The organism is Calyptranema fuscum S582 (genome assembly GCF_055793305.1).
In genome coordinates this window covers 133277-146903 of sequence record NZ_JBSLYH010000009.1, presented here as the reverse complement: position 1 = coordinate 146903, position 13627 = coordinate 133277, and the positions used below count along the sequence as shown (strand labels likewise).

Sequence of the window (13627 nt, the reverse complement as noted above, 5' to 3'; positions counted from 1 at the left end):
TCTGGTCACAGGCGAAAAACGGTTTTGAGGAGATTCTTTTGGCTGCATGCAAGGCAAGTTGAGCGAAATTGATATCCGCAGTATCTTGCAACTCATTGAGTTGGGTCAGCGCACAGGGGAACTCTTTGTGGAAGTTTATGGTTCCTCCGGAACAAGTACTGTTGGCGATCGCTCCGCAAAAATAACTGCCGATCAATCCTGGTTTGTCTTCTTTTTCAATGGACAAATTATTTATGCAGGTGAAAGTCAAGATAACCTATCCCGCTTAAAAGACTATCTCCGGCGCTATCGCCTCGAACACTCCCTTGACAAAATCAGCGGCTCTGCGATCGCCACCATCAATGCTCCCGAATATGGTCACTTATGGGCACTCATCGAGAATCATGTGTTGACCCCCGTTCAAGGGCGAAACATTGTCCAGAATATGGTGCATGAAACCTTATTCGATCTGCTTAGCTTGCACCAGGGCGCATTTGTATTTGAGATCAGCCCACCCCTGTCTCCCCAACTCATCAATCTAGAAATTGCTCCCCTCGCTATCAAAATCATGAAACAAGTGCAGGAATGGAAGCAACTGCACCCCCATATCCACTCGCCCGACCAATGCCCCGTCATTGCCGATGCCGAGCAACTGCGTGACACTCTTCCAGAAAATATATTTAACACCTTAGAACGATGGACAGATGGCAAAACCTCCATTCGGCAGATGGCTCGCTATCTCAATCGCGATATTCTGACAGTTGCCAAAGCCATTTATCCCTACGTCCAACAAGGGTTAGTTCAACTCAACTCGGCAATTTCTGAAGACCCTAGCGGGACAAAGCGAGAGATGCTCTCGTATCAAGCCAACCGCGTCCCTCGAATCGTATGTATTGACGATGGCGAAACGATTCGAAAGATCGTCGAGTATATTTTAAGTAATCATGGCTACGAAGCGACGGCAATTAGCAACCCCTTAAAAGCACTGAGTCTGGTCTTCCAACTCAAGCCCGACTTAATTCTTTGTGACATTGCCATGCCAGAACTAGATGGCTATGAGATTTGCGCTATGCTACGGAGATCGACTTTATTCCGCCAAACTCCGATCGTGATGCTGACCGGCAAAGATGGATTCATCGACCGGGTCAGAGCCAGAATGGTCGGCGCAACCGATTATTTGACAAAGCCATTTGGGGAGAGCGAATTATTGACATTAGTAGAAAAATATGTCGGACTAGGATATCCTGATCGCCCAAAACCAGACAAACTATTGGCGATCGCCCTCGAAGATGAGTTAGAAATTGATATCACAGAGTCGGCTTCTACTCCATCCGCGCCATAGCGTTGATAATTGTTGTTATAAGTACTGAAGTATTCGTAAATTAACCATACGTGAAAGTTTATTCTAGTCTGAGGTCGTCCCGTTAAAATTGCGGCTGGAAAGTAGGAAGTTATGAGCACAGTTCTAGTGGTAGAAGATAGCGTAACCCAGCGGGAAATGATTACAGACCTCCTCAAGGGAAGTGGTCTCAACGTAACCGTGGCAAGCGATGGTGTTGAAGCTCTAGAACAGATTCAAGACCACTGTCCCGATTTAGTGGTTCTAGATATTGTCATGCCTCGCATGAATGGCTACGAAGTATGTCGTCGTTTGAAAGCTGATCCCAAAACTCAAAACGTTCCTGTAGTGATGTGTTCGTCTAAGGGGGAAGAATTTGATCGGTATTGGGGTATGAAGCAAGGTGCAGATGCTTATATCGCTAAGCCCTTCCAGCCTACCGAGCTGGTTGGTACTGTAAAACAACTATTGCGAGGATAGGTCGAGTGTAATGATAGGCAATCCGGATTTTTTAACAGGCAGAGGACAAGATCAAGCACCAGAATTTCAAGAGCTAGAAAGCCCTGAAGGTGAGTTACACTTGCGTTTTTACGTCTCATCGGGAGATGAGTTTGCGTTGCCTGCCACCGGAATCAAAGAAGTAATTTCACCCACACCCGACCGGATTACACCGATCCCTAATGTTTCTGCCTTACTTTTGGGTACCCTCAATGTGCGAGGACGTGTAATCTGGGTTGCTGATTTGGGTCAGTTTTTAGGTGATTCGATGCCTCTCAGTACTGATCGCTCAGAGATTTCTGTGATTGCCGTCGAAGACCAAGATACTATGTTAGGCTTAGCTGTTGACCGGATTGTTGGCATGGATTGGCTCGATATTGAGGAAGTGCAAATGCCGACAAATGTCCCTGATGGAATGGCTCCCTTTCTCCGAGGCGAGTGGATTCTAGGAGAAGAAAGCAAACGGTTTCTTCGATTACTAGATCAGGTGGCAATTCTTCGATCAGCGCGGTGGGCAGCATGAGCTTGTAGAACTCTCGGATATCTGCACGGGTAGGAGAAAGCAAATGGGATCAGGCACTGAATACGCACAAGAATATCAACGGGCTGAAAGAGCCTACATGATGGGCAGTTACGAGGAGGCTGCTGACATCATCAATCGCCTCGTTCAAGACTATCCTAGTGACCCCAATGTGCGTTTGCTTTGTGGTCACATCTATTGCTACGGTCTCCACCAGTATGACATGGCAAGAGAGCAGTATCAGTCGGTTTTAACCCTGACTTCAGATACTGAATATGTTGACTATGCTAACAACGGTCTGGCATACACCAGCCAATTCACCTCGTCTGAAGATCCCACAGGTGAAGATATCGGATTAGTAGATATTGATTCTGAGTTTGAGAGCACATCAGGATCGGCTAATTTCGCCATGGATCAATCGGATGGCATTGCCGGATTTTCTGGTGAAAATTTTGAAGACGACGACTTTGATTTCGCCGATTTAGATCTCAATAGCAGTAGCAGTGATACCCCCTTTGGTGGTTCGGAAAGTGGCGCGCCCACGTTTGCCCAAAGCTCGTTCGATGATAACCCCTTTGGCACAGATAATTCTTTCTATGAACCGGATGCGGGCAATCCGTTTAGTGAAGGAACTGATCCCTTTGCTGCTGATCCGTCTTTTAATAGTTTGGACTCCAGTGCAGAGCAGACATTTGCAGATCGGGCAGAGTCCCTCGACCAATTTGATGCTGATTTTTCAGATCTAGATGGTCTGGATGATTCGTTTTCTCCCTCGTCTGAAACCTCCAATTATCAGTATCCTCCCCTTGACGAAATTCCCAGCTTTCCCAATTCTGGTTCTCGACAAACAGAAGACGATACCTTCTTTATGGGGGACGAAGATTTTGAAGGAGTAGCCCCCAGCTATGGCGGTGATGAGCCTAGTAATAACTATGGCTACAATGATTCGGCTTACACCAACCCTGTTCACGACAACTCTACGTACGTCTCGCCTGCGGGAGGCTACGACCAGGATGAACGCACCTTCGTCTCGTCTGATACTGGGTTTGACGTCGATGATTTAGAAGATTTTAACGTCCACGATTTCTCTACCAGCGAAGATCCTATGGTGGATCGACCTGCGCCTGCTTCGAGTGGCTCTAGTAATCTAGACTTTTTAGATGAATTTGACGATTTTGATGATTTAGGTAGCATCCCAGACTTTGATCTCTCTGAACATTCCGCTGGGTTTACAAGCCCTTCTATGGGTTCAGGGTTTGGTTCGTCGTCCTCAGGATCATCTTCCAGCAGTAATAGTGATATTGGGTTTGATTTTAGTGATGGCACGGATCAGTCCATTATTCGAGAAGATGAAATTTTTAGTCTTTCTGGCACGTCCGAACCATTGCCGACGTTTGCCCAGACGGATAACCGGAATGTAGAGCCTGATGTAACGGTTGAACAGGGATGGCTTGCACCTCTAGAAAATGCGCCGTTAGCCACGAAGAAGTGGATTGTTGCAGGTGCCACGGGTGTGATTTCAGCGGTTGCGGTTGCGGCAGTAAGTTTTTTGGCATCGACCTTCACGGTTAAAGAACAGGACAAGGCGACGGTCTTGCCCTACACCTACACAACGGGCTCGATTATGGCGGTGGCAGCTCTGCTGGCAGGTGGCGGTACGGCAGCCGTATTAGGATGGGCAACGACTAAACAAATTAAACGATCAGTATCTGATTTGCAGTCTCAGTTTGATGCCGTTTCTAAGGGTAACTTAAGCGCTCGGGCTACCGTCTATGCAGAAGATGAGTTTGGGCAGCTTGCGGCTGGGTTTAACCAGATGGCACGCGTGATTTTGACGACCACGAGTGAAGCTCAACGTAAAGCAGAAGAGCAAGAACAAGCGAAAGAAGATTTGCAACGTCAGGTAATTCGCTTGCTAGATGATGTGGAAGGGGCAGCTAGAGGTGACCTGACGGTACAAGCTGAGGTAACGGCTGACGTGTTAGGTGCTGTTGCCGATTCGTTTAACCTGACTATTCAAAACCTGAGAGAAATCGTCCAACAGGTTAAACACGCGACCCGACAGGTGACCAAAAGTTCGACAGAGTCTGAAATATTTGCGCGATCGCTCTCTTCTGATGCATTGCGTCAGGCAGAGGAACTGGCAGTTACTTTGAATTCTGTGCAGGTGATGACAGACTCGATTCAGCGGGTGGCAGAGAGTGCGCGTGAAGCGGAGGAAGTGGCACGGTCTGCATCGGCAACGGCATTAAAAGGCGGTGAAGCGGTCGAACGGACGGTATCCGGTATTTTAGAAATTCGAGAAACGGTTGCAGAAACAACTCGGAAGGTGAAGCGTCTGGCAGAATCGTCTCAAGAAATTTCTAAGATTGTGGCATTGATTTCTCAGATTGCATCTCGAACCAACCTGCTGGCGTTGAACGCTAGTATTGAGGCTGCCAGAGCGGGTGAAGCCGGTCGAGGGTTTGCCATTGTGGCAGACGAAGTGCGTCAGCTGGCAGACCGAGCCGCAAAAGCATCGAAAGAAATTGAGCAGATCGTGTTACAAATTCAAAGTGAAACAGGCTCTGTGATGACAGCCATGGAAGAAGGGACCCAACAGGTGATTGAAGGTACCCGTCTGGCAGAACAAGCCAAGCGATCGCTAGAAGACATTATTCAAGTCTCTAACCGGATTGACGTTTTGGTGCGTTCCATTACTGCCGATACCGTAGAACAAACCGAAACGTCGCGGGCGGTGGCGCAGGTTATGCAATCGGTTGAGTTAACCGCTCAAGAAACCTCCCAAGAAGCTCAGCGTGTATCAGGTGCGTTGCAAAGTCTGGTAGGTATTGCTCGGGATCTGCTGGCATCTGTAGAACGGTTCCGAGTTGAGAAAACTTAAGGTTTTGCCGCGAGAATGATCCGTGCTGATGTCGATCTTGATGGGATCGGGTACATTAAATCCATTCAATGCTATTCCAGTTCGCTAAAAAACAGGGTAACATCCAATTTTCATTTCATTAAAGTAAGTTCGGTTCATAACCACTTTTTCATTCATGTACTAGGGTAATGCCCAGCGCGTTTAGAGGAATATTCCTATGCTGTCAGAACAACAACAGCGCATTATGGGGTACTTCATTGAGGAGGCAAAAGACCACCTCAATACCATCGAGCAAGGGTTGTTGAATCTGCAAAGCACAATTGCCGACCCCGAAATGGTGAGTGAAGTCTTTCGGGCAGCACACTCGGTGAAAGGGGGTGCTGCAATGCTGGGGCTCAACAGTATTCAGCTTGTTTCACACCGATTAGAAGACTTCTTTAAAATTCTAAAAGAGTGCCCCATTCAAATTGATCGAAAGCTAGAAAACTATTTATTCAATGTTTTTGATGCCCTTAAGGAGCTGTTAGAGCAGTTGCAAGGGCCTTTTGGTTTAACAGATGATAAAGCCGCTGAAGTGATGGCGGGGGTTGAACCCGTTTTTCAAGCGTTAGGCGAACATTTGGATCTGCTGGTGAGTCAGTGTGGTGGCGTGTTGCCTGAGGAAGTGGAGCTGCTAAAACGAGAAGCACCACCCGTTGCAACTACCCCTGTTGCGGCTCAACCCCAACCCGTCAGAGCACAGGCAGAAGAAGCGAGCGCACTCCAGCTCATCTTTCAGAGTGATGTGCCTTCTTGCTTGCGTGATATGTTGCAAATCTTCAAGCAGTCTGAAACGGCTATCAACCGGCAGCAATTGCAAGATATTTGCCAGAACTTAAAGCAGGCTGGAGAACAATTTGATTTAGGCACCTGGGGAGAATTGGCTGAGACGACGAAGCAAGCGATCGCCAACCCTGAGAACACTTACCGAACCCTTGCCCCTATCGTCATCAAAGCGATTAAGCAGGCTCAAGAACTGGTCTTAGCCGGACGAGCATCAGAAATAATAATTAGCGATTCTCTCAGAGCACTCGTTCCAGCCGACCAAGAACCCGTTACCAGCCCTAGCTTCGATGATCTGTTGGCAGCGATCGATATCGAAGATGAAGCTGAACCCGTTGACTTGATTGACTTCATCGGCGATGAAGACTTTGAACTTGGTGAAGATTTCAGTTTGACGTCTTCTGAAGCTGTTGAAAGTAGTGATGGATTGACGTCGGGCATTAATTTCTTTGATGACTCCGACTTCATGCAATCCAATGAAGCTGCTTCCGACTTAGATCTGGGGTTTGATGTTATTGAAGAACTCGATAGTACTGAATCGGAACCTGCACTCGATCACGATTTGGGAGACGCCCTTGAGGCAGATTTAACCGATCATCAAGGACCTGAAGTCGGTTTAGCAGAACTTAACAGCCTTGCTGACTTGTTTGAAGGTGAAGTTCCCGATCTGGGCATGACCTGGCAAGAAGAACAAATTATTGGAAACTCAGGGATCAACTCAGATCAATCTGAAATGTTGGATGGTTCCAACGACTTCTCAGATTTGTTGTTTGATCAAGACGGGCTTGAAGAAGATCTGATTTTAGAAGAGGAAATAGAAGACGAGGATCTCTCTGGTTTACTCAATCGAACCGAGAAACTGTACGGGGAAACGGAGCCTTTAGAATCTAGCCCTGCGAATTCTCTTCCGGATTTGTTCCAGGAGACTGATTTGTTCTCGGACGATAACAGCCTCGCTACAGACGTTGCAGATGTGCCGTTTGACCTGAACACTCCTACGGGTGACATATTTGGTGGCGAAGACTTGTCACTCTCATCTGAGTCACCGTCGGTTGCGGAAGACGACTTTTTCGGTAGTGCCGCGACCGATGATATATTTGGTGGCGAAGACTTGTCACTCTCATCTGAGTCACCGTCGGTTGCGGAAGACGACTTTTTCGGTAGTGCCGCGACCGATGATATGTTTGGTGGCGAAGAGTTGTCACTCTCATCTGAGTCGCCGTCGGTTGCAGAAGATGACTTTTTCGGTAGTGCCGCGACCGATGATATGTTTGGTAGCGAAGAGTTGTCACTCTCATCTGAGTCGCCGTCGGTTGCAGAAGACGACTTTTTCGGTAGTGCCGCGACCGATGATATGTTTGGTGGCGAAGAGTTGTCACTCTCATCTGAGTCGCCGTCGGTTGCAGAAGACGACTTTTTCGGTAATGCCGCGACCGATGATATGTTTGGTGGCGAAGAGTTGTCACTCTCATCTGAGTCGCCGTCGGTTGCGGAAGACGACTTTTTCGGCAGTGCCGCGACCGATGATATGTTTGGTGGCGAAGAGTTGTCACTCTCGTCTGAGTCACCGTCGGTTGCAGAAGACGACTTTTTTGGCAGTGCCGCAACCAATGACATATTTGGTGGCGAAGAGTTATCACTCTCGTCTGAGTCGCCGTCGATTGCAGAGGACGACTTTTTCGGCAGTGCGGTGACCGATGATATGTTTGGTGGCGAAGAGTTATCCTTTTCCGACTCCGCCACAGAAGCAAGCTTGGATGATTTCAGCTTTTCTTCTCTTACCTTAGATGACTCGGAAGGCGATTTTTCTTCTCTTACCTTAGGTGATGCGGAAGGCGATCGCACGGATGATGCGGGTGAGTTAGCTGATTTATTTTCGGAAACAGATTTAGCAGGCGACGCTCACAGCCATGAAAGTTCTCCATCCATTTCATCCTTAGAGATTTCTGATTTTGGTGGGTTTGAGACGTTAGACACCCCTGAATCAGACGCTGGCTTCGCTGAAGAATTAAGTTCGCTGGAAGCATCTACCAACGACTCTTTCTTCGATCGTTTTTTCGAATCACCGACTTCAGAAGCTGATACCAGTCCAGAACCCTTCGCCAACTTGGAAACTGACGAATCGTCTGCTGACTCTCTGTTCGCAGGAGAATTTTCTGCTTCCCTAGAAGACGATTCGTTGCCGTCGTTTACAGAAGAACCGGCATTTTCAACTGAAGACTCTGCCGAAAGTTTGTTTCAAAATAACCAGGAAATTACTGCCGATCTTTGGGCAGAAGACGATCAATCTGAAAGCATTGGAGCAGATCTGTGGACAGAAGACGCCGAGGAATTCCAAGATCTGTTTGGCGCAGAAGATTTAGTCGATCAGGGTGTGACGGCAAGTGAGATTGCGAGTGAATCTTTTTCCAGTCCGGTTGAAGAAAATCTGACGACGGAGATTGATGCAGATGTTTCTGATGACTTGTCAGAAGAGAGTTTTGACCTGAACGATCTTCAAGAAGCAGTGGTTGAAACTCCAGACGACAGCGCTTTGGATGCTTTATTGACCGAGTCAATTGAGCAAGACTCGGTCGCGATGGCTCTGGAGTTGGAACAAGAGGACAACCGTGACCTGGATGATTTGTTTGCCGACTCGGGAGAACAAGATGTCTCGTCTGTCGTAGATCTGGGCTTGGATACAGATCTAGATGATCTTGGGTTAGGCACTGACTTAGATAACTTGTTTGGCGACGATGCGATCGCGTCAGATGCCGATGACTCGCCACCCATTCTATCGGAAGGTGATTTTCCTGCCGCACTGGATGATGTAGATCTGAATGGATTATTTGAAGAAGATGCTACTGGGGCAGCCTTCGCAGAAGAGGTATCGCCGGAGCTGGATTCCTTTGAAGCATTACAAACGGATACCGCTCCAACGGCTGATGAGTCTGACTCTGTGTTTGAGCTTTTAATGGCTGACGATTCTGACTCTGTGCTTGAGCTTCTAAATGCATCTGACTCGTTGTCAGAAAACTTTTTAGACTCTAATAGCCAGTCGGATGCTGAATTTGAGACCAATAGTGTTGACAGCAGCAGTGAAATGGATATGCTGCTCGATGATGACTTTGCGTCTCTGTTGGATGAATCTGAGGCATCTCTGGATATGGCGTTGGGGGCTGATGATGGCTCTGCTGACGAGCTGGATCAAGACCTACTCGACTTTAGCGCCACTGAGGTTACCCGTTCAGAGTCAAATCTCGATAGCAGCCTCGATTCTATCTTCGGTGACTTCTCTCCGGAGGCAGAATCTGAGACTGGCGAAATGGCGGAAGAGCTTGACATTAATGCACTGTTAGATGCGACGCCAGAGAGTGCGGACTTTGATACGACAGGAGTTGAAGAGTTTTCGGATCTAGATGCTTTTTTAAGCAGTAGTGAAGTCCCTGCTACGGATTCTTCTCTATCAGACAGCTTTGGGACAGAGACACCAGAAGATTTCTCAGATTTGGAAGCCTTACTGGGCGACGATAGCTCGGTGATCGCCACACCCATTGCTGCTGACCAAGAAGATAGTTTTGCAGACTTGGAAGCATTGCTGACAGAAGAAGAACCGGAGAGCCAACCGACTTTTGCGGCACCCATCAGCCCTGAACCTCGACCCACGATGCCCATCAGTGAGTTTGATGATTTAGAAAGACTGCTGGAAGATGCGGATCAAACGTTGGGCGGACCTCCCAGTAATAGAGGGGCTCGCGGACCCGCATTGGCTAGCAACAGACGCCCCACCCGTCGTGGTTCAGGGGTGCTGACGGATCAGACTATGCGGGTATCGGTGAAAAATCTAGACAACCTGAACAACCTGGTTGGGGAGCTAGTTGTTAACCGTAATAGCCTGGAGCAAGCAGAAGAGCGTTTGCGTCAGTTTTTGGATAACTTGCTGTATCAAGTCCAGCAGCTGAGTGATGTTGGTCAACGGATGAGAGATCTCTACGAGCGATCGCTGTTAGAGAGTTCTCTTCTATCCAACCGCAAGAGCTACCAAATGTCGATTCAGGGGGGCGCAAATGTCCCTGATTCGCAGGCACATTCGACCGGGATGAGTTTCGATGCCCTCGAAATGGATCGATTCACCGGGTTCCATACGTTGTCGCAAGAGATGATCGAGTTGATCGTCCGAGTTCGAGAATCTGCATCTGACATTGACTTTGTCGTGGATGAAACGGATCAGATCACCCGAAATTTCCGACAGATTACAACTCAGTTGCAAGAAGGCTTGACCCGTTCGCGGATGGTTCCGTTTGCGCAGACTGCCGATCGTCTACCGCGAGCTGTGCGTGATATTTCCATCAAGTGCGGTAAGCAGGCAGAATTAGTGGTCGAAGGTCGGGAAACCCTGATCGACAAGATGATTTTGGAGCAGTTGTATGATCCCATGACGCACCTGGTCAACAACGCCATTACCCATGGCATTGAAACGCCAGAAGAACGCAGTGCTGCTGGGAAAACTCCAACCGGACGAATTATCGTTCGCACCTTCCATCAAGGGAACCAAACCGTTATTTCTGTCACGGATGACGGTGCCGGAATTGATCCGGAAATTGTCAAGCGAAAAGCCGTTGAAAAAGGGCTGATTACTTCCGCTCAAGCCTCAGAGATGACCCGCTTAGATGTGTATGATCTCCTTTTCCATCACGGGTTCAGTACTCGTGACAAAGCAGATGACTTTGCCGGAAGAGGGGTGGGGATGGATGTTGTTCGTACCAGTCTGAATGAAATTCGAGGCGTTATCAACATTGATTCCACCATTGGTCGGGGTACAACGTTTACAATTCGCTTGCCTCTGACCCTGAGTATTTCGAAAGCACTCTGTTGCATCAGTAACCGTGCTCGTCTGGCCTTCCCTATGGATGGGGTAGAAGACATGCTCGATGTGCCCAAGGAGCGGGTTTTGCGCGATGAGCAAGATCGTCCTTGCATTCAGTGGCGCGATGGCTTGCTGCCCTTCCAACCGCTGTCAGAGTTACTTAAATACAACCGTAGCTTAGGACGGGGAAGTGTTTATGGTGGTAACCAGGAAGATGACATTATCTCAGTCGTGGTTTTACGAAGTGCCGGTAATTTCTTAGCGCTTCAAGTTGACCAGGTCTTGGGTGAACAAGAAATTGTAATCAAACAGCTCGAAGGTCCTGTTCCTAAGCCGATTGGGGTAGCAGGTGCGACGGTCTTAGGGGATGGGCGAATTATGCCGATCGCCGATGTGCTGGAATTAATTGATTTGTCGATGGGTCGGATTCGTCGAGATGTCAGCTCGTCGCTGTGGGAGAAAGACGAAGGTCAGGTTCCCCCTGAGCCAGTAGATATCAAGACTGAGCCAACTGTGTTGATTGTGGATGACTCGATTACGGTACGTGAACTGTTGTCCATGACCTTTAACAAGGTGGGCTATCGCGTCGAACAAGCTCGTGATGGTCAGGAAGCCTGGGAAAAACTCCGGTCTGGTCTACCGTGCGATCTGGTGTTCTGCGATATTGAGATGCCCAGAATGGATGGACTGGAATTGCTATCGCGCATCCAAAAAGATACGAGTTTGAATCATCTGCCGATTGCGATGCTGACGTCTAGAGGTGCCGATCGCCACCGTCAGATGGCGGTTCAACTGGGTGCCAAAGGGTATTTCACCAAGCCCTACCTGGAAGAAGCGCTGTTAGATGCGGCTCAGCGGATGCTCCGAGGTGAAGTTTTGGTTGGGGGGAATTAACCCACTCTGTAAAACGCAAACACTAAATTTTGAAGGGGGTTGGGAGTGCAGCCCCCAACCCCCTTCAAAATTCAAAATTTTTAGGTGCTACTGGTTTGGGATATGAAATTTGGTGTGAGTGCCACGCTCTCATCGTTGATATGCGGCTGCTACACGGAGGATCGCATCCAGGCTCTTTTCCACATCTACGGCTGTTGTTGCCCACGATGAGACGCTAATGCGCATTGCCGTATGACCCTGCCAAACGGTTTTGCCACACCAACAGGTACCTTCTGCTTGCAGCGCTTGGATAATTTCCAGGGTAGTTTCAGCCTCGCCGAAGGAGACTAAGACTTGGTTGATTACCACCTGATTGAGAATGGTGTAGCCAGCGGCACTTAATCCCTGAGCAAATTGTTGAGCATAGTCACAGGTGCGATCGATTAGATCGACCAACCCTAAACGCCCCAGCGATCGCAATGCTGCCCATACTTCTACCCCGCGTGCCCGTCGTGATAGCTCTGGGGTGTAGTCAGATGGATTGCGGTGGGTTGCGGAACTGGGTAAATAGTCCGCCGTAATTGCCATGGCGGCTTGCAACGCTTTGGCATTGCGGACGAACGCTAAGCCACTGTCGTAGGGGACATTCAGCCACTTATGGGCATCGGTTGCCCAAGAGTCTGCGGCGGCAATTCCAGCGCTTAAATAAGACCGAGAGGGAGATAGGGCTGCCCATAAGCCAAAGGCTCCATCGACATGCACCCAGGCACCTGCTGTGTGAGCGCGATCGCAAATGGTTTGGATTGGGTCAAATGCGCCTGTATTGACATTCCCTGCCTGAACGCAGACCAGCGTCAGTGCATCTAACGGAGGCAGGTCTGCTGCCAACATTCGACCCTGTCCATCGACCGCAACCTTGACCACCCGATTTCGCCCAAATCCCAGCATACCCAATGCTTTTAAAACACTGGCATGGACTTCCTGACCCACCACCACCGTGATAGGTGGCGCACCAAATAGACCATCAGCTTCCACATTCCATCCTGCATGCGCCAGTAAGGCGTGCCGTGCTGCCGCCAGGGCAGTAAAGTTTGCCAGGGTTGCTCCCGTCACAAATGCCCCAGCGGTGTTTTGCGGCAAGTCGAATAGATCGATCATCCAGCGCAACGAAATGTCTTCAAGGGCAGCGCTGATGGGTGTGATGTTAGACAAGCCTGTATTTTGATCCCAGGCAGTGGCTAGCCAGTTAGCGGCTACGGTGACGGGCAATGACCCACCTGTGACAAAGCCAAAAAAGCGAGACCCTGCCATTGCCATCGTCGCAGGAGACCCGATTTCATCCAGCCACTTTAAAACATCAGCCGCATCCGTTGGTTCGCTCGGTAGCGCTTCATTTAACTCTGACAGGCGGGCGATCGCCTCTGCTGTCGGTGCCACATTCCGTTGATTAATGGTTTCCAGGTAACGGATCGATCGTTGGGCTGCATTTTCCAAAAGACCAGACATGGTTTGCTCCTCACGTCGCAAGATTCTCAACCCTCATCTGTCCGATTTGAGGTTGAAATCAGTAGTGTTTCAACTGTGTTGTTAATTTTGTGGAAAAGCGCGCTCCGCGCGCTTTTCCACAAAATTAACAACACATCTAGAACATCACTGTTGAAATCGTTAATAGACTGGGGTCACAGAACGCAACCAAAAATTAGAGGTACGGAATTCTAAGTTAGATACCGTACCTCTCAATTGATATTCTAAATTTTACGAATCTTACGCATAGCCAGGACAGCGTAATGGATCCTTTGACCCTGATCTCAGTTCTGTGATTGAAGGAATGACTTGGGGGGAATGCTTTTGAACGTGAAAGATAGCTTTCATGATTCAAACTCATTC

At 48.7% G+C, this 13627-nt stretch carries 6 protein-coding genes; 5 read left to right on the top strand and 1 reads right to left on the bottom strand.

What is annotated here, in order from left to right; all coding sequences use genetic code 11:
- Positions 1 to 46 precede the first annotated feature (46 nt).
- The 5 genes from ACR6Z4_RS08860 (at position 47) to ACR6Z4_RS08840 (ending at position 11761) form a co-directional block, all read left to right on the top strand.
- Positions 47 to 1321, top strand: a complete 1275-nt coding sequence (locus tag ACR6Z4_RS08860) for a response regulator (protein WP_479716883.1) — start codon at positions 47 to 49, stop codon at positions 1319 to 1321.
- Between the two features lie 111 nt (positions 1322 to 1432).
- Positions 1433 to 1798: a response regulator transcription factor gene (locus ACR6Z4_RS08855; RefSeq protein WP_479716882.1), complete on the top strand. Its 366-nt coding sequence runs from the start codon at positions 1433 to 1435 to the stop codon at positions 1796 to 1798.
- Positions 1799 to 1808: 10 nt separating this feature from the next.
- Positions 1809 to 2339 (top strand): chemotaxis protein CheW, encoded by a 531-nt coding sequence (locus tag ACR6Z4_RS08850; protein ID WP_479716881.1) that lies wholly within the window; start codon positions 1809 to 1811, stop codon positions 2337 to 2339.
- 43 nt (positions 2340 to 2382) lie between these two features.
- Entirely contained in the window at positions 2383 to 5220 is a 2838-nt protein-coding gene (locus ACR6Z4_RS08845) for a methyl-accepting chemotaxis protein (protein WP_479716880.1), read from the top strand.
- A gap of 196 nt (positions 5221 to 5416) precedes the next feature.
- Positions 5417 to 11761 carry a hybrid sensor histidine kinase/response regulator gene (locus ACR6Z4_RS08840; protein ID WP_479716879.1) on the top strand — a complete coding sequence of 2115 codons (6345 nt, stop codon included), beginning with the start codon at positions 5417 to 5419 and terminating at the stop codon, positions 11759 to 11761.
- 129 nt (positions 11762 to 11890) lie between these two features.
- Here ACR6Z4_RS08840 and ACR6Z4_RS08835 read toward each other — a convergent pair whose 3' ends face one another.
- Positions 11891 to 13246 (bottom strand): pyridoxal phosphate-dependent decarboxylase family protein, encoded by a 1356-nt coding sequence (locus ACR6Z4_RS08835; RefSeq protein ID WP_479716878.1) that lies wholly within the window; start codon positions 13244 to 13246, stop codon positions 11891 to 11893.
- Between the last annotated feature and the right edge of the window lie 381 nt (positions 13247 to 13627).